The organism is Janthinobacterium sp. YR213 (assembly GCF_900099875.1).
Lineage (GTDB): Bacteria > Pseudomonadota > Gammaproteobacteria > Burkholderiales > Burkholderiaceae_D > Janthinobacterium > Janthinobacterium lividum.
Genome location: NZ_FNDA01000007.1, coordinates 37,340 through 55,311, shown reverse-complemented (window position 1 = coordinate 55,311; position 17,972 = coordinate 37,340). Strand labels below are relative to the sequence as shown.

Annotated in this window: 15 protein-coding genes; 7 read left to right on the top strand and 8 right to left on the bottom strand. The window is 62.7% G+C overall.

The genetic code is table 11. The annotated features are described in order from the left end of the window. Window positions 1-177 precede the first annotated feature (177 nt). Entirely contained in the window at window positions 178-3,972 is a 3,795-nt protein-coding gene (gene metH / locus BLT98_RS25500) for a methionine synthase (RefSeq protein ID WP_170846497.1), read from the top strand. Window positions 3,973-4,084: 112 nt separating this feature from the next. Further along, the gene (locus BLT98_RS25495; protein WP_034784732.1) at window positions 4,085-4,456 is read left to right on the top strand and encodes an SPW repeat protein; all 372 of its coding nucleotides are present in this window, start codon (window positions 4,085-4,087) and stop codon (window positions 4,454-4,456) included. A 164-nt stretch (window positions 4,457-4,620) separates the two neighbouring features. On the opposite strand, the gene BLT98_RS25490 is transcribed toward BLT98_RS25495, so the two are convergent. The 8 genes from BLT98_RS25490 to rsmB all read right to left on the bottom strand — a co-directional run bounded on the left by BLT98_RS25490 (window position 4,621) and on the right by rsmB (window position 12,844). Further along, window positions 4,621-5,901, bottom strand: coding sequence for an EAL and HDOD domain-containing protein (locus BLT98_RS25490; protein WP_034784728.1), 1,281 nt, complete (start codon window positions 5,899-5,901; stop codon window positions 4,621-4,623). A gap of 137 nt (window positions 5,902-6,038) precedes the next feature. Continuing rightward, window positions 6,039-6,818 carry a class II glutamine amidotransferase gene (locus BLT98_RS25485; RefSeq protein ID WP_092613044.1) on the bottom strand — a complete coding sequence of 260 codons (780 nt, stop codon included), beginning with the start codon at window positions 6,816-6,818 and terminating at the stop codon, window positions 6,039-6,041. A 77-nt stretch (window positions 6,819-6,895) separates the two neighbouring features. Further along, a complete protein-coding gene (locus tag BLT98_RS25480; protein WP_070253841.1) occupies window positions 6,896-7,153 on the bottom strand; it encodes a BTH_I0359 family protein in 258 nt (85 codons plus the stop codon). Window positions 7,154-7,305: 152 nt separating this feature from the next. Further along, on the bottom strand, window positions 7,306-7,707 hold the full coding sequence (locus BLT98_RS25475) for a CobW family GTP-binding protein (RefSeq protein WP_092612756.1): 402 nt from the start codon (window positions 7,705-7,707) through the stop codon (window positions 7,306-7,308). Beyond that, window positions 7,704-8,423 carry a response regulator gene (locus BLT98_RS25470; RefSeq protein ID WP_034784724.1) on the bottom strand — a complete coding sequence of 240 codons (720 nt, stop codon included), beginning with the start codon at window positions 8,421-8,423 and terminating at the stop codon, window positions 7,704-7,706. The genes BLT98_RS25475 and BLT98_RS25470 overlap by 4 nt, the downstream gene beginning before the upstream one ends. 98 nt (window positions 8,424-8,521) lie before the next feature. Beyond that, a complete protein-coding gene (locus BLT98_RS25465) occupies window positions 8,522-10,819 on the bottom strand; it encodes a sensor histidine kinase (protein WP_070253843.1) in 2,298 nt (765 codons plus the stop codon). Beyond that, window positions 10,819-11,325 carry a DUF4390 domain-containing protein gene (locus tag BLT98_RS25460; protein ID WP_225317180.1) on the bottom strand — a complete coding sequence of 169 codons (507 nt, stop codon included), beginning with the start codon at window positions 11,323-11,325 and terminating at the stop codon, window positions 10,819-10,821. Before BLT98_RS25460 ends, BLT98_RS25465 begins: the two co-directional genes overlap by 1 nt. Before the next feature lie 97 nt (window positions 11,326-11,422). Beyond that, complete coding sequence (gene rsmB / locus BLT98_RS25455; RefSeq protein ID WP_092612753.1) at window positions 11,423-12,844, bottom strand: 16S rRNA (cytosine(967)-C(5))-methyltransferase RsmB; 1,422 nt, start codon at window positions 12,842-12,844, stop codon at window positions 11,423-11,425. 376 nt (window positions 12,845-13,220) lie between these two features. On the opposite strand from rsmB, the gene argS reads away from it, so the two are divergent. Genes argS through BLT98_RS25430 form a run of 5 tightly spaced genes read left to right on the top strand, consistent with a single transcriptional unit; the run spans window position 13,221 to window position 17,968 of the window. Further along, entirely contained in the window at window positions 13,221-14,930 is a 1,710-nt protein-coding gene (gene argS, locus BLT98_RS25450; protein WP_092612750.1) for an arginine--tRNA ligase, read from the top strand. Window positions 14,931-14,952: 22 nt separating this feature from the next. Beyond that, window positions 14,953-15,657: an SPOR domain-containing protein gene (locus tag BLT98_RS25445; protein WP_034784711.1), complete on the top strand. Its 705-nt coding sequence runs from the start codon at window positions 14,953-14,955 to the stop codon at window positions 15,655-15,657. Between the two features lie 9 nt (window positions 15,658-15,666). Beyond that, window positions 15,667-16,338 carry a thiol:disulfide interchange protein DsbA/DsbL gene (locus BLT98_RS25440; protein ID WP_070253845.1) on the top strand — a complete coding sequence of 224 codons (672 nt, stop codon included), beginning with the start codon at window positions 15,667-15,669 and terminating at the stop codon, window positions 16,336-16,338. A gap of 37 nt (window positions 16,339-16,375) precedes the next feature. After that, window positions 16,376-17,158, top strand: coding sequence for an SDR family oxidoreductase (locus tag BLT98_RS25435; protein ID WP_070278298.1), 783 nt, complete (start codon window positions 16,376-16,378; stop codon window positions 17,156-17,158). 15 nt (window positions 17,159-17,173) lie between these two features. Continuing rightward, window positions 17,174-17,968 carry a biotin--[acetyl-CoA-carboxylase] ligase gene (locus BLT98_RS25430; RefSeq protein WP_092612747.1) on the top strand — a complete coding sequence of 265 codons (795 nt, stop codon included), beginning with the start codon at window positions 17,174-17,176 and terminating at the stop codon, window positions 17,966-17,968. The last annotated feature ends 4 nt before the right edge of the window (window positions 17,969-17,972 follow it).

Below are 17,972 nucleotides of genomic sequence, written 5' to 3'. Positions count from 1 at the left end.
TTAAAACCAAAGCAGCCTGATGCCGTATAATTTTAGACCCGGTGAAATCAGGCGATTGCCACCTTCTGCCTGCCCTACCCGGCCGGCACTCTCCGTCAGCTGATCCTGCTGGCCCGCATCCGCCTCGTACCAGTCTTGTCGCCGCGCCGCCGCCCGTTTGCCTATTGAAAGCATGAAATGAACGATACCGTGATCCCCGCCATGTCCCCGACCGAAGCCACCTTGCGCGCCATTCTGGCGCAGCGGATCATGATCCTCGACGGCGCCATGGGCACGATCATCCAGCAGTACAAGCTCGACGAAGAAGCGTATCGCGGCGGCCCCGCCGGCCGCTTCATCGATTTCGCCGCGCCGGCCGACAGTGGCGCGCGCGAACTGTTCGTCAAGGGCAATAATGAGCTGCTGACCCTGACGCAGCCGCACATCATCCAGGAAATCCACGAGCGCTACCTGGCGGCCGGCGCCGACCTGATCGAAACGAATACCTTCGGCGCCACGACCATCGCGCAAGACGATTACCACATGGCCCACCTGGCCTATGAAATGAACGTGCAGGCAGCCAAGCTGGCGCGCGCCGCCTGCGACAAGTATTCCACCCCGGACAAGCCGCGCTTCGTCGCCGGCGCCTTGGGTCCCACGCCGAAGACGGCATCGATCTCGCCCGACGTCAACGACCCGGCAGCGCGCAACGTCACCTTCGACCAGCTGGTGGCCGCCTACCTGCAGCAGACGCAGGGCCTGGTGGAAGGCGGCGCCGACGTGCTGCTGGTGGAAACCATCTTCGATACCCTGAACTGCAAGGCGGCCCTGTTCGCCATCGACCTGTTCTACGAGCAAAACCCGGATGTCGTGCGCCTGCCGCTGATGATTTCCGGCACCGTCACGGACGCCTCGGGACGCATCTTGTCGGGCCAGACCGTGCCCGCCTTCTGGAATTCCGTGCGCCACGCAAAACCGCTGACCATCGGCCTGAACTGCGCGCTGGGCGCCGCCCTGATGCGCCCGTACGCGGAAGAGCTGGCCAAGATCGCCGACACCTTCGTGTGCATCTACCCGAATGCGGGCTTGCCCAATCCCATGAGCGACACGGGTTTCGACGAGTTGCCTGCCGACACGTCCGCCCTGCTGCGCGAATTTGCCGACGCGGGCTTCTTGAACATGGCGGGCGGCTGCTGCGGCACCACGCCCGAGCACATCGCCGCCATCGGCGAATTGCTGTCGAAAAACACGCCGCGCACCGTGCCGGCCCCATCGCACGACTTGCGCCTGGCGGGCCTGGAGCCATTCGTCGTCAATGACGAGTCGCTGTTCGTCAACGTGGGCGAGCGCACCAACGTCACGGGCTCGAAAGCGTTCGCGCGCATGATTCTCAACGAGCAATACGACGAAGCGCTGTCCGTGGCGCGCCAGCAAGTGGAAAACGGCGCGCAGGTGATCGACATCAACATGGATGAAGCCATGCTCGATTCGCTGGCCGCCATGACGCGCTTTTTGAACCTGATCGCCTCGGAACCCGATATTTCGCGCGTGCCCATCATGGTCGACTCGTCGAAATGGTCCGTCATCGAAGCGGGCCTGAAATGCGTGCAAGGCAAGGCCATCGTCAACTCGATTTCCATGAAGGAAGGCGAGGAAGAATTCCTGCGCCAGGCAAAACTGTGCCGCCGCTATGGCGCGGCCGTCATCGTCATGGCCTTCGATGAGAAGGGCCAGGCCGATACCTTCGAGCGCAAGATCGAGATTTGCGCACGCGCATACCATTTATTGATCGATGCGCTCGACTTCCCGCCGGAAGACATCATTTTCGATCCGAACATCTTTGCCGTCGCCACCGGCATCGAAGAGCACAACAACTACGCCGTCGACTTCATCAACGCCACGCGCTGGATCAAGGAAAACTTGCCGTACGCGAAGATCTCGGGCGGCGTGTCGAACGTGTCCTTCAGTTTCCGCGGCAACGATCCGGCCCGCGAAGCCATCCACACGGTCTTCCTGTACCACGCCATCAAGGCCGGCATGACCATGGGCATCGTCAACGCTGGCATGGTGGGCGTGTACGACAACCTGGACCCGGAATTGCGCGAGCGCGTGGAAGACGTGGTGCTGAACCGCCGCGAAGACTCGACCGAGCGCATGATCGAATTTGCCGGCACCCTGAAGGCGGGCGGCAAGGCCGAGGCGCAAACCCTGGCCTGGCGCGAAGGCACCGTACAGGAGCGCCTGTCGCACGCGCTGGTGCACGGCATCACGCAATTCATCGTGGAAGACACGGAAGAGGCGCGCCAGGAATTGCTGCACAATGGCGGGCGCCCCATCCACGTGATCGAGGGTCCCTTGATGGCCGGCATGGACGTGGTCGGCGACCTGTTTGGCCAGGGTAAAATGTTCCTGCCGCAAGTGGTGAAATCGGCACGCGTGATGAAACAGGCCGTGGCCCATCTGATCCCGTTTATCGAGGAAGAAAAGCTGCTGGAAGAAAAGCGCACGGGCATCGTCGCCAAGCCGAAAGGCAAGATCATCATGGCGACCGTGAAAGGCGACGTGCATGACATCGGCAAGAATATCGTCACCGTCGTTCTGCAGTGCAATAACTTCGAAGTGGTCAACATGGGCGTGATGGTGCCGTGCTCGGAAATCCTCGCGCGCGCCAAGGTGGAAAACGCGGACATCATTGGTCTCTCGGGCCTGATCACGCCATCGCTGGAAGAAATGGCGTATGTCGCCAAGGAAATGCAGCGCGACGAACACTTCCGCATGCTGAAGATCCCCCTCCTGATCGGCGGCGCCACCACCAGCCGCGCCCACACGGCCGTGAAAATCGCGCACAACTACGAAGGCCCCGTGATCTACGTGCCGGACGCCTCGCGTTCCGTGTCCGTGGCGCAATCGTTGCTGACGCCGGAACAGCGCGACAAATACGTGGAAGACATCGAAATCGATTACGCGCGCATCCGCGAGCAGCACGCCAACAAGAAGGCCCTGCCCATCCTGCCGCTGGCGCAGGCGCGCGCCAACAGGATGGTCGTGCCGTTCGACGGCCCCTGCACGCCCGTGAAACCGAAGTTCATCGGCCGCCGCGTGTTCAAGAATGTCGACCTGGCCACGCTGGCCAACTATATCGACTGGGGCCCGTTCTTCCAGACCTGGGACCTGGCAGGTCCCTTCCCCGCCATTTTGACGGATGAAGTGGTGGGCGACGCGGCCACCAAGGTGTACGCGGAAGGCCAGGCCTTGCTGAAAAAACTCATCGACGGACGCTGGCTGACGGCCAATGGCGTCGTGTCCTTGCTGCCGGCCAACAGCGTCAATGACGACGATATCGAGGTGTACACGGACGATACGCGCAGTACCGTGGCGTTCACCTATTACGGCATGCGCCAGCAAGGCGTCAAACCCGTGGTCGACGGCGTGCAGCGTCCGAACCAGTGCCTGGCCGACTTCATTGCACCGAAGGCATCGGGCGTGAAGGATTACATCGGCATGTTCGCCGTCACGTCCGGCCTGGGCATTGAAAAGTACGAAAAACGCTTCGAGGATGCGCACGACGATTACTCGTCCATCATGCTCAAATCCCTGGCGGACCGCCTGGCCGAGGCGTTTGCCGAATACCTGCACGAGCGCGTGCGCAAGGATTTGTGGGGCTATGTGCCGGATGAACACCTGGGCAACGACGACATGATCGCCGAAAAGTATGTCGGCATCCGCCCCGCGCCCGGCTACCCGGCTTGCCCGGAGCACACGGTCAAGAAACAGATGTTCGAGGTCATGCAGGCCGAGGAAATCGGCATGCAGCTGACGGAATCGTATGCCATGTTCCCCGGCGCGGCCGTCTCCGGCTTCTATTTTGCCCACCCGGAGTCGAAATACTTCGTCGTCGGCAAGATCGGCATGGACCAGGTGGAAGACATGGCCAAGCGCCGCAACGTCAACATCGAGGACGTGGAACGCTGGCTGGCACCCAATCTGTCATAATATATGTACAAGGCGCGCGGAACTTATCGCGCGCCGAAGCGCACTAACGCAGTATGCCGGCTGGCATGCTGCATGCCCGCTCCGGCCCGTTCCCAACCGGCAAGGAGGATATATGGCAACCAATTTCAAACTGAAACGCTGGCAGGATCAAGTGATCCTGTTGCTGGGTCTATGGCTGGTCGTCTCGCCCTGGGCCTTTTCCTATCCCGAAGGTTCACCGCAGATGATCAACGCCTTTGTCTCGGGACTGGTGATCGCCGTACTGGCCGCCTTCGACCTGTACAAGACCTATTTCTGGGCCGTCGTCGTCAACCTGCTGGTCGGCGTCTGGGTGGCGGCCTCGCCATGGGTACTGCGGCTGGCCGATCAGCCCGTCATCATGTGGAACGAGTTGCTCGTCGGTATCGCCGTCGTCGTGCTCGCCCTGTGGGAATTGCGCACCGACCCCGAGCTGCACAAGCACTGGCCCGGCGCCGCCGCGTAGCGGCGTAAAAAAGCCCTGCCACGGCGACGCCGTGCAGGGCTCTTTTAGATAAATCGGGTAGGTCGGATTAGGCCGCAGGCCGCAGGCCGTAATCCGACATCACTACGATCAGCGTCAACAATGTCGTCGGATGACGCGTGGCCTGGCGGCCGCGCTAATCCGACCTACAGCGCGTAGCGGACTACGTTATCGCTCCATTCGTAGGCGGCCATTTCCAGCTCCACCAGGTCGTCCGGCGACATGGCCAGGTCGCGCAGGGTCGGCACGATCTCGCCTTCCATGTCTTCGATGCGCTCGATGCATTCGGCCAGGCGCAGCAGGTCGCCATAGAAGCCCTCGCGCGACAGCAGCGCTTCGGCCACTTCGTCGATCACTTCGATCTGGCTGAGGATTTCCGACATCGGCACGCCGAACAGGGTATCCATCAGGGACATGATGCCGACCGTAAAGGCGATATCGGCCGAATGGGCGTGGTTCGGGCGCAGTTTATGCGCCAGCAATTCCAGCAGGCGGCCGCGCGTGGTGGCCAGCATCAGCAGCGGCGTCATGCTATGGCCGCGCTTGCTTGGTTCCGCATACAGCATGATTTGCAGCCAGCGCTGCAATTGACGGCGGCCCAGCACGGTCACGGCCTGGCTCAGCGAATCGATGCGCTGGCGCGCGCCCACGGCCGGCGTATTGACCAGGCGCAGCAGGTTCAGGGCCAGCGACACGTCGCGCTTGATGGCGCGCTCGATATCCATGTTGTCGGCGTCCGACGTGACCAAGGTCATCAGTTCCATGACGGCCAGTTGCGACGGCGACAGCTTCTTGCCCGTCATGATGGCCGGCTTGGCAAAGTAATAGCCCTGGAAGTAATCGAAGCCCAGATCCAGGCCCGACTTGAATTCTTCGCGCGTCTCGACCTTCTCCGCCACCAGTTTCTTGTTTTCCTGCTTGAAACGGGGCGCCAGCGCTGCCAGCACTTTCGGGTCGACCGTGCTCATGTCCATCTTGACGTACTGCACCAGCGGCAGCAGTTCCTGCACTTGCGACGTATCGGAGACGACGTTTTCCAGCGCGAAGGTGAAGCCATGGCCCACCAGTTCGCTGATGCGCGCGCGCACTTCCGGCGTGACGGGCATCGATTCGACGATTTCCAGCACGACTTTTTCACGCGGCAGAAACACGAAGATGTCGCTCATGATCACGTCGGCATCGACGTTGACGAAACCGAGCGCGTCGCCGATGACCTTTTCCATGCCCAACTGGGAAGCGTGGGCGATGACGGATGCCGTGGCGGACAGGTCGCTGGTGATGTTGGCGGGACCGACCGGAGCGTTGCGGAAAAGCAACTCATAGCCAAACAAGGCTTGATTGCGGTCAAGGATAGGTTGTCGCCCCAGATAGAACTCGCGCACGCGCAAGGGTTTCGGGGTGATGTCGTTGCTGGAAATATCGATCATTAACTCTTCATCAATCACGTCGAGTGACACCGGCCGCGCCGCGCCCGCATCAAGGTTCACTATTGACAATACTTTAGCTGAATTCCGCCCGCGCTGTGGGTATTTTGGCAGCAATCCAGTTTATTGTCGTCAACAAATTAGGGCGCAGGGGGTTCTTGCACCATCCCGTCGACAAATAACTTCAATTCGCCCGGCGCAAACGCCGTCCATTGCTCATTCGTCGTCAGCGGCTGAGTAACGATCACGGCCACTCTGTCCTGGGGAGTCGTCACCTGGGAAAAGTCCACGCTCAGGTCTTCATCGGAGAGTTTAGCAGTTGGAAACGGATGTTGTCGCACCAGATAGTGCAAGCTGGTCGAGCAATGGGCAAACAGCGCCTCGCCGCTCGACAGCATCATGTTGAAGGTGCCGTGGGCGGCGATGCCAGGCAACAACTCCGCCAGGGCGGCATGCAGTTGCGGCAACGCCGGCGGGGCATCGCCAAAGCGCGCATGCAACTCCTGCAGCAGATAGCAGAAAGCCAGTTCGCTGTCCGTGCAGCCGACGGGGCGGTAACTGCCCGTCAGCACGGGGTGGAAATCCTTCAAATCGCCATTGTGGGCAAAGACCCAATAGCTGCCCCACAGTTCGCGCACGAAAGGGTGGCAGTTTTCCAGCGCCACCTGGCCTTGCGTGGCCTTGCGGATATGCGCGATGACATTGCGCGACTTGATGGGGTAGCGTTTGATCAGTTCGGCCACGGGCGAGGCGATGGCCGCCTGGTGGTCGACGAAATGGCGCACGCCGGCGCCCTCGAAAAAGGCGATGCCCCAGCCGTCATGGTGGGTATCGGTATGGCCCCCACGCATGGCGAAGCCGGTAAAACTAAAGACAATGTCCGTAGGGACATTGCAATTCATTCCAAGAAGTTGGCACATGGTCTGTTTGCAGCGGGATAACACGGCCACCATACCACGCCGCCTGGCGGATTGGTATGGCGGCGATAGCCATCACCCTAATGCAACAGCACGGGCTGGCTCATGAGGGAATCATAGCTGCCCAAGAATTCATCGATCTCTTCCATGCTGGGTTCGCTGGCGATCAGCTCCGTCACGTCGCGGCGGAAGTTTTGCGCAAGGATGCCGGCGATAAACGTTTCCCGCTTGCCCCCCTTGTCGACGATTTCATAGCCGCCAAAGCGCAAGGCTTCCAGGTTGCCATCGACGCCGAATTCCACGACGCTATATTGTTCGCTGTTATAGATCAGGTTCATTTTGCATCCTTCGCTCAAGCAGGAGAAGCTCCTGCGGTGTCAGAACAGAGGTGGGGTTACACGGCGCCATTTCAAGCGGCCATGCCACCCTGCGGGCTACAGAGTTGTAACGAGATGCAAACTGCGCTTGCGGTAATTCGATCAGAAAATCGTCAGGAGACCACCATGTCTGCTTGCAGCGCCAGCAGGGCATCGTAGGGACTGGCGGTGAGCCAGGTGCGCAATTGTTCGATGTGCGAGGCGTCGGCCAGGCTGATGAACAAGCGCGCGGGTGGATGGCGCAGCAGACGATTCAATGTTACACGCAATACGAGATTGCCGCTGCAGCACAGGCAACCGGGCGCGATGCGCAACAGTTGCAATGGAAATGATGGGGATGGAGAAACTTGCTCGGCCAGGTCGGCCAGGATGCCGTTACCGTCAGCCAATCCTTCAAGGATCACTGCGGCCGGCTGGTCCGGCGGCAAGGCTTGCGCGATGGCCGCCTCGCGCCCGGCGGCGCATCCACCGCTGACCAGGGTCAGCGGCGTCGGACGCCGCACGGCTGCCGTCACAGGCTTTTCTTGGCCAGCTTGCCCGGTTCGACGCCCAGCTGTTTCAGCTTGCGGTACAAATGGGTGCGTTCGAGGCCCGTTTTTTCCGCCACGCGGGTCATGCTGCCGCCTTCGCGCCCCAGGTGGTGTTCGAAATACATGCGCTCGAACGCGTCACGCGCCTCGCGCAGGGGCAAGTCGAACGACAGGTTGTAGCCATGGCCTTCGGCCACCGCCGGTACGGCGATGCCCGGGCGTACCATCAGCTGTTGCGGCGCGCTGCCGCCAAAGCTGGGCACGGGATGGCTGCTTTCCTCGGCCACCACGGGTGCCACGGGACGCGGCGCCACGCTCGGCGCGCGCACGGTTTCCTGTGCCCGCGTCAAGCCTTGCTGGACCGCCTTCAGCAGTTTTTGCAGGGCAATCGGTTTCTCCAGGAAGTTCATGGCGCCGATGCGCGTCGCCTCGACCGCCGTATCGATGGTGGCATGGCCCGACATCATGATTACCGGCATGGTCAGCAAGCCGTCACGCTGCCACTCCTTGAGCAGGGTGACGCCGTCGGTGTCGGGCATCCAGATATCCAGCAATACCAGATCCGGCGCACCGGCGGCACGCGCTTCGCGCGCCTGCTGCGCATTTTCGGCCAGCTGGATAGCATGTCCTTCGTCGCCCAAAATTTCCGAGAGCAACTCACGGATACCCATTTCATCATCCACTACGAGTATGTTTGCCATTCGTGTCTTGCCTTCCTCATTTCGCCGGCCGTCGCGCACAAGATGCACGCGGCGGACAACTATGATTTTATTAGTGTTTTAAATACTAAACCAGACCCTCACGCCAGGAATTCCTGGGCAGGAGTGTCGGGAGCTAACTTTAACAGCAAAATGACCACCGAAGCGCCATTGCCGTCGACCCGGTTCTCGATATCGATGCGTCCGCCGTGTTCATCGATAATTTTCTTGACCATCGCCAGGCCCAATCCCGTGCCGCGCGCCTTCGAGGTCACATACGGCTCGAAAGCCCGCGCCAGGATTTTTGGCGCGAAACCAGGGCCATTGTCGCTGATGGCCAGCCGCACGGCGATATTCACGCCGCCGTCCGCACTGCGATAATGAATTGCTTCCGTCCTTACGTCAATCCGCGGATGCGGCGAGTCCGGCGGCAAGTCGGTCATCGCGTCCTGCGCATTCTGCAGCAGGTTATGGATCACCTGGCGCAATTGGGTCGGATCGCCCATCACCATCGGCAGATTCGGCGCCAGCAGCGGATGGATGATGTCGCCATCGTCGCCGCGCAGGTACAGGTTCAGTATCTCTTCGATCAGCTCGTTCAAGCGCAGCGGCGTGAGCACGGCCGGCGGCGTGCGCGCATAGTCGCGGAAGTCGTCGACCATGCGCTTCATCGCATCGACCTGCTTGACGATGGTGGTGGTGGCGCGGCTGAGCAGGTCGGCGTCCGGCTGCTCCAGCTTGCCTTCGAGCTTCATCTGCAGGCGCTCGGCCGACAGCTGGATCGGCGTGAGCGGATTCTTGATTTCATGCGCCAGGCGGCGCGCCACTTCGCCCCAGGCGATCGAGCGCTGCGCGGAAATCACGTCGGAAATATCATCGAACACGACGATGTAGCCGCTGCCGGACTCCAGCGGCAGGCGCGAGCCCCGCGCCAGCAAGGTGATGTCATGCTCGTCGGCACTGCTGCCCAGGCGGCGGGGAATCTCGATCTGGCGCTGCCAGTGCAGGCGCTGCTGGTTGCGGCCCGATGCCGATTGCGCGCTTTGCGCCGTGAAGGCGCTGATGATGGCGCCGCCAAATTCTTCCATTCCAGCAATATGCGCCAGCGGCTGGCCCACCATGCTCATGCCCGAATGCTGCAGGATGCGCTCGACCGACTCGTTGCAGGTCACCAGCTTGAAATCGCCGTCGAGCACCATCACGCCGGCCGACATGTTCGCCAGCACCGATTCCAGGTGGGCCTTGGCGTTTTGCAGGGCGGCGCGGTTGCTTTCCACGGCCGTGCGCGCATCGAGCAGCTGGCGCGTCATGATGTTGAACGATTGCGTCAGGGTACCCAGTTCATCCTTGGTGGCGACGATGGGGCGCGGCGACAGGTCGCCCTCGGCCACAGCGCGCGTGCCTTCGGCCAGCAGCAGCAGGGGCTGGGCCAGGTTGCCCGCGATCAGGAAAGCGCTACCGATGGCGCCAAAGATGGCCAGCAGCAAGGTCAAGGTGAGGATTTCCATGTACATCTTGCGCAGTCCCACACGCGCGACGAAACGTTCCTTGTATTCGCTGTAGGCGGCGCGCAGCACTTCGCCATTCGTCGCCAGCTTGGGCGGTACCGATTGCAGCAATTGCAGGTAGCGGGGCGAGACGGAAGGCCCCGGCACGGCCACCAGCACGCGCAGGCGCAAGCTGGCCGCCGTTTCCACCGACGCGGGCAAGCCAGAGCGGAATCCGCCGCCGCCCGACTCCGTGCCATCGTCGTGCAGCTCCAGCCCGCCCTCGGCGGAGGCATAGCCGGCCGGCAAGGCCGCCTGCACCAGCATGGCCGGCGTCGGCAAGTCGGCTGCGCTATGCGGCCCGGCGCTGGCCAGCAGCACGCCATCGCCGCTGACAAGCATGACATTTTGCATGCCCTCTTCGCGCAGCAGGCTGGTCAGCACGGCCGGGCCGGCCACCGGGTCGGCGCCCAGTTCTTCGACGGCCTTGCGGCCCCGGTGGTCGAGCTCGACCAGGGCCGCATCGAGACCGGCACGGCCCAGTTCAATCCCCGATTCCAGCGCCGCTTCGATCTTGACGTTGAACCAGGATTCGATGGAATGAGAGACGAATTGCACGGAAACAAGGAAAATCACCAGGCCCGGCAGGATGCCGACGGCGGCGAACAGCATCACCAGGCGCGTCATCAGCTTGGAGCCGAACTTGCCGCTCTTGTAGCGCGCGTACAGGCGCGCCAGGGAAATGCCTACCAGCGCCAGCAGGGACACGGCCACGGCCGCGTTCAAGCCCAGCAGCCAGGTGTAGTAGCGGTCGAAAAAGCCGGAATTATCGGAAGCCGACGCCAGCAGGAACAGCAGGATACTGACGATGCCGCCGCCCACCACCAGCAGATAGCGCAATGCTTGACTCACTACTCCGCCGTATACAAGAAGGTTTTTTTATTCGAAGCCAGGCGCCAGTCGCTGTTATTGAAGGCATTGACCTGTATCGGCTTGGGCAGGTAGTCGCGGTCCATGCCCATGCGCAAGGTAACGTTATATGTCTGCCCCACTTTCAGCTCGCCGCGCCGCGCCACCAGCCAGCGGCTGGGACGGCGGATCAGGAACAGCGCATCGTCGAGGGTGGGGAAACTTTGCTGCAAGCCCACGCCCGACACGTGATACTGGCGCGTCAGCACGTTGTAGGACAGCTTGCTGGTCTGGCGCGCCACGATGGCTTTTTCATCGAACCAGTACCAGCGGGGCCGGGTCAGTTCGATTTCGGTCGTGAAATACAGCGGCACGCCATGCTGTACCGCATCATCGAGGTCGTGATTGAGCTCGAAGGAGTACGTGGCGGCCAGCTTGTAGCCCTCTTCGCTCGACTCGATGTAGGCACGGGTGATCTCGACCATATCGGCGGCATGCGCGCGTGGCATGGTACATGCCAGCATCAGCAGCAGGGCCAGGAGTCGGAAGAGTCGTGTTGTCACAAGTGTGCCGGTGTAGTCCGTAGGATAAGTATCGACGAATCGCTCAAGCCGCATTTTTTTGGAATAGCGCATAGAACAAACCGTCGTGGTCCTGCTCCGCGCTGCCAGTCGGCAACAGCTGGCCAGGCGCTGTCAATCGGGTTGCATTATTGCGTACCGCAAATGCCGCCGCCTGTGCCTCGGACTCTTGCGGCCACAATGAACATGTCACGAACAGCAATTTACCATCGGGGCGCAGCATCTGCCACAGGTTGTCCAGAATTTTGGATGAAAGTGTTGCAAGTTGGAACGCATCGCCCTTGCGGCGCAACCAGCGGATATCAGGATGGCGGCGCACGATGCCCGAAGCCGTGCACGGCACGTCAGCCAGGATGCGGTCGAACTGCTGGCCGTCCCACCACGCGCTCGATTGCGCATCCTGCGCCTTCAAGGTGGCGTCCAGGCCCAGGCGCTCGAGGTTTTCCGCGATGCGCGGCAGGCGCTTGGCGTCCGCATCGATGGCCGTCACCTGCACGTCGGCCAGCTCAAGGATATGGCACGTCTTGCCGCCCGGCGCCGCGCAGGCGTCCAGCACGCGCATGCCATCCTGCAAATCCAGCAGCGGCGCGGCCAATTGCGCGCCAGCATCCTGCACGGAAACGACGCCCTGCTCGAAGCCGGGGATCAAGGCCACGCCGATCGGCTTGTCCAGGCGCACGGCGAACGGCCCCACCTGGCGCGCGGCAATGCCCGCCTCGGCCAGCACGGTCAGATACGCTTCGACCGTGCTCTTGCGGCGATTCACGCGCAAGGTCAATGGCGGCACGGCATTGCCGGCCGTCAGAATGGCTTGCCAGTCGCGCGGATAGGCCAGGCGCAGCGAGTCGATCCACCACTGCGGATAATTCCATTGCGCCAAAGGTTGCTGCAGGGCCGCTTCCAGCAAGGACTTGCGCTCGCGCAAGAAACGGCGCAAGACGGCATTCACCATGCCCTTGGCGTGCACCAGGTCGGGGTGCGAGGTGGCGACCGTGACGGCCTGGTCGACCACGGTGAATTCTTCGTACGGCTGTTCACCCGGCTCGGCGGACATCAGCGACAGCGCGCAGCACAGCAGGGCGGCCAGCATCGGCGGCTCGGGCGCCTTCGACGTCATCAGGCCGACCAGGGTTTCGCTGCGGCCCAGCTGGCGCATGGTACGGTAGGAAATATCCTGGATGGCGCCGCGCGCCTGCGGGCTGGCGTTCGATTGCGCAAACACCTTGGCCAGCGCCTGCGGCAGGGCCGTGCCCGTGCGCACTTGCGCCACGGCATTGGCCGCGCCGAGCAGGCAAAACGCCAGCGAATCGGCACGCAAATCGGGTTGGAAGCCTGGCTGCAAGACCGGTTTCAGGTCGGGATGGTAGCTGGGACGCAGTTTCGGTGCGGCAGGAGCCTGGCCTGGCGCCGGCTTGGTTTTCAATTTCAGCGTGGGGCGCTTGTTCATAGTTATCCGGTGTGGCTGCGCGCGGCGGGCTGCATGGTGGCAAAGTCGCGGCCGCGCGTCATCAATAAAGGGTCGATTGTAGCGTTTGTGGCGCCCTCTGACCCAAGCGATTGCAGCGATACATGTAAATTGCGGCAAAAAACTGCATATATACAAGCAGAATGTCCCATGCTGATGTTTTCGTGCACCAACATGGGCATGCTGTCCTGATAATATCGTGAAACGCGCCGGCACGGGGACACTGCCGGCTGGCGTATTGTTCCCGGCAGCAAACCAGTATAATTAACGCAGTCTGGGCGGCTTGGGTACTTGCCGTCCGTTTTGCTTTTTGATTCATTCTATTCATTCTTAACGCGGTTCCACCGCCATCCTGCTCATGCTCGCCCAACAGAAACAAGAAATCATCGCCCTGTTCCAGGCCGCCCTCGCTCCCGTCCTGGCCGGCACTTCGCTTGCGCCTAGCGTAGTGCTCGAGCGACCACGCGATGCATCGCATGGCGACGTCGCCTGCAATATCGCCATGCAACTGGCCAAGCAGCTGAAACAGAATCCCCGCGAACTGGCGCAAACCATCGTTGCGGCCGTGCTGGCCAATCCTGCAGGCAAGGGCCTGGTCGAGGCAGTGGAAATCGCCGGGCCCGGCTTCATCAACGTGCGCGTCTCCGCCGCCGCCAAGCAAGCCGTGGTGAAAACCATCCTGGGCGAGGCCGACAGCTATGGCCGCAGCACGGCAGGCGCCGGCAAGCAGGTCATCCTGGAATTCGTCTCGGCCAACCCGACCGGTCCGCTGCACGTGGGCCACGGCCGCCAGGCAGCCCTGGGCGACGCCCTGTCCTCGCTGTTCGACGCGCAAGGCTACCAGGTGACGCGCGAGTTCTACTATAACGACGCCGGCGTGCAGATCCAGACCCTGGCCAACTCCGTGCAGGCGCGCGCGCGCGGCTTCAAGCCGGGCGACGCAGAATGGCCCGAGTCCGCCTACAACGGCGACTACATTGCCGATATCGCCAGCGACTTCAAGGCCGGCAAGACCGTCTCGGCCAGCGATGGCCAGCCTGCTACGGCCAATGGCAACGTGGAAGACATCGATTCGATCCGCCCGTTCGCCGTCACCTACCTGCGCAACGAGCAGGACATCGACTTGCAGGCGTTTGGCGTGAAGTTCGACAATTACTACCTGGAATCGTCGCTGTACGCGGACGGCAAGGTCAATAGCGCCGTGGAAACCCTGATCAAGGCGGGCCACACCTACGAACAGGATGGCGCGCTGTGGCTGCGCACCACCGACTTCGGCGATGACAAGGACCGCGTCATGCGCAAGACGGACGGCACCTACACGTATTTCGTGCCGGACGTGGCCTATCACCTGGTGAAATGGCAGCGCGGCTTCGTGCAGGCCATCAATATCCAGGGCAGCGACCACCACGGCACCATCGCGCGCGTGCGCGCCGGCCTGCAGGCCGTCGACATGGGCATCCCGCAAGGCTACCCCGACTACGTGCTGCACAAGATGGTCACCGTCATGAAGGACGGCGAAGAAGTCAAGATTTCGAAGCGCGCCGGTTCCTACGTGACCGTGCGCGACCTGATCGAATGGTCGGGCGGCGGCGATATCGCCAAGGGCCGCGACGCCGTGCGCTTCTTCCTGATCTCGCGCAAGGCCGACACGGAATTCGTCTTCGACGTCGACGTGGCGCTGAAAACCACCGATGAAAACCCGGTCTATTACGTGCAGTACGCGCATGCGCGCATCTGCCGCATCCTGGAAAACTGGGGCGGCGATGCAAGCACGGTCGCCGGCGTCGACTTGTCTCCCCTGACAGCGCCGACCGAAGCGACCCTGCTGGCGACCCTGGCCGCCTACCCGGAAATGCTGGCGCGTGCGCAAGCGGAACTGGGTCCGCACCAGGTCGCCTTCTACCTGCGCGACCTGGCCGCCAACCTGCACAGCTTCTACTTCGCCGAAAAAGTGCTGGTCGAGGACGAAGCCGTCAAGATGGCCCGCCTGGCCCTCGTCATCGCCGCGCGCCAGGTACTGCGCAACGGCCTGGCACTGATCGGCGTGTCCGCGCCAAACAAAATGTAATCGCGAAGGTCTAACCGTCAAAATGAATCACGCTTCCCGCTTCTCTTCGACCCGGCGCCAGCAGGGCAATACCCTGGTCGGCATCATCATCGGCCTGGTCATCGGCCTGGGCATCGCCGTGGTGGTCGCCCTGGTGATCACCAAGGGCGCCTCGCCTTTCACCGACAAGTCGGGCAAGGCCGGCAAATCGACCGAACCGACGGCCGGCCAGATCGCCGACCCGAACAAGCCGATGTATGGCAACAAGGAAGCGGCCAAGGAAGCGGCGCGCGACTTCTCCAAGGAGCCGCGCGAGATTGTCACGCCGACGCAGCCTGCTGCGCCGGCGCCAGCGCAGCAGCCGAAGGCGCCACCGCCGGACGCGCTGCAGGAGTTGATCGGTACATTGAAGGACAAGCCGGCGCCGAAAACGCCAGCGGCAGCACCAGCGGCGCCCGCGCCGCAAGCCAAGGCCGACGCAAAAGAGGCCAAGGCCGATGCAGCCAGCGACAAATGGATTTATTATCTGCAGGCCGGCGCCTTCCATGACATGTCGGACGCCGAAAGCACGCGCGGCAAACTGGCGCTGCTCGGCTTCGAAGCGGCCATCAGCGACCGCAGCACCGACGCCGGCGTGCTGCACCGCGTGCGCATCGGGCCGTTCAACCAGCTCGAAGCGATGAACCGCGCACGCACCAAACTGTCTGAAAACGGCATCGATGTCGCCGTCGTCCGCAACCAAAAATAAGGAACCAGCATGCGTTTTCTGAAGAAAATCCTGTTCGCCGCCGCCCTGTGCACCGCCGCCATGGGCGCATCTGCCTCGCCGGCCGAGCCGAAAAACGGCGTCGAATACGAAACCCTGCCTACGCCGCAGGCGACGGAATCGGGCAAGAAAATCGAAGTGACGGAATTCTTCGCCTATTACTGCCCCCATTGCAACGTGCTCGAACCGCAGCTGGCGGCCTGGGTCAAGAAACAGGGCGACAACATCGTCTTCAAGCGCGTGCACGTGTCGCGCGATGACAGCGTGGCGCCGCAGCAGCGTTTGTTCTTCACCCTGCAAGCCATGGGCCTGGTCGACAAGCTGCACACCAGCGTATTCCACGCCATGCACGTGGAACGCAACCGCCTGAACACGGACGACGCCGTATTCGATTTCGTCGCCAAGCAAGGCGTGGACCGCCAGAAATTCATCGACACCTACCGTTCGATGGGCGTCTCGGCCCGCGTGCGCCGCGCTGACGCCATGATGCAGGGCTATAACGTGACGTTTTGGCCCATGATCGCCATCGATGGCCGCTACATCACCTCGCCTTCGCAGGCCGATCAGGGCAGCAAGTCGGCCAGGAACGAAGAGCAGCTGAACGCCCAGGCGCTCAGCGTGATGGACGTGCTGGTCGCGAAAGCCAAAGCGGAAAAGAAATAAGCATGGCCACTTCCCTGGCGCGCCCGGGCATCGCCTGATGCATCGCGTTTTCATCACGGGCGCGTCGAGCGGATTGGGCGCCGCCCTGGCGCTGCAGTACGCGCGCCAGGGCGCCCATCTGGGCTTGCTGGCCCGCCGTGGCGACACCCTGCAGCAACTGATCGCCTCCCTGCCCCACCCTGAACGCCACCGCGCCTACGCCGTCGATGTATGCGACCACGCCGCCCTGAAAAGCGCCGCCGGTGACTTCATCGCCCATGCGGGCGGCATCGACGTCGTCATCGCCAGCGCCGGCGTGTCCTACGGTACCTTGAGCGAACACGCGGAAGACCTCGACGCCTTCGCGCGCCTCATCGCCATCAACGTCACGGCTACCGTCGCCACCTTCGCGCCCTTCATCGCCGCCATGAAAAGCCAGGGCAGCGGGCGCCTGGTAGGCATCGGCAGCGTGGCCGGCATCCGCGGCCTGCCCGGCGCCGAAGCCTACAGCGCCTCGAAGGCGGCCGTCATCAGCTACTGCGAATCGCTGCGCCTGGAATTGAAACCGGCGGGCGTCAAGGTCGTCACCATCACGCCCGGCTACATCGACACGCCGATGACGCGCCACAATGCCTACCGCATGCCATTCCTGATGCCGGCCGAAAAATTCGCCGTGCGCGCCGCGCGCGCCATCGCCGACGGCGACAGCTACCGCGTGATCCCGTGGCAGATGGGCGTCGTCGCCAAGCTGCTGCGCGCGCTGCCCAATGCCGTCTACGACATGGCCTTCGCCAACGCGCCGCACAAGGCGCGCAGCAAGCCATCCGGCGGCAGCCAGTAAAATCAACCTCTCCCCATGACGAAGCACTCAGACCTGAACAGCGCGGCCATCGCCGCCCATTGCGCCACGGGCGCCTCCCACGTGGCCATCGAGGTGGTCGACGAAACGGGATCGACCAACGCCGACCTGCTGGCGCGCTGCGCCACCTTGGCCGGCCCCACCCTGCGTATCGCCGGCCAGCAGACGGCCGGACGGGGGCGCGCCGGGCGGCCGTGGGTGTCGCAGCCGGACGCCAGCCTGATGTTTTCGCTGGCCTGGCGCTTCAAGGGGCCGCTGCAGCAGCTGGTCGGCTTGCCGCTGGCCGTCGGCGTGGCGCTGGCCGAGACCATGACGTCGCTGGGCGTGCCGGTGCAGCTGAAGTGGCCAAACGATATGCTCAAGGATGGCCACAAGCTGGCCGGCATCCTCGTCGAGACCCAACAGGCAGCGGACGGCGGCGTGTGGGCCGTCATCGGCTGCGGCATCAATCTGCTGATGCCCGATGCGCTGGAACGGCAGATCGGGCGCAGCGTCTCGGCCGTGCCCTGGCTGGCGCAGATGGAACGCAATACCCTGGTGGCCGCCCTGCTCAGCCGCCTGGCCGGCGTGCTGGCCGAATTCGACGACACGGGCTTTGCACCGTTTACCGAACGCTGGAACGCGCTGCACGCCTGGCAAGGCCAGCACGTGAAAATCCTCGACAATGGCCAATTGCTGCAGCAAGGCGTGGCGGCAGGCGTGGACCACCTTGGCCGCCTGCTGCTGCGCAGCGATGGCGGCCTGCAGGAAATCATGTCCGGCGACGTGTCCTTGCGCCTGACGGGGGAGTAAGCGC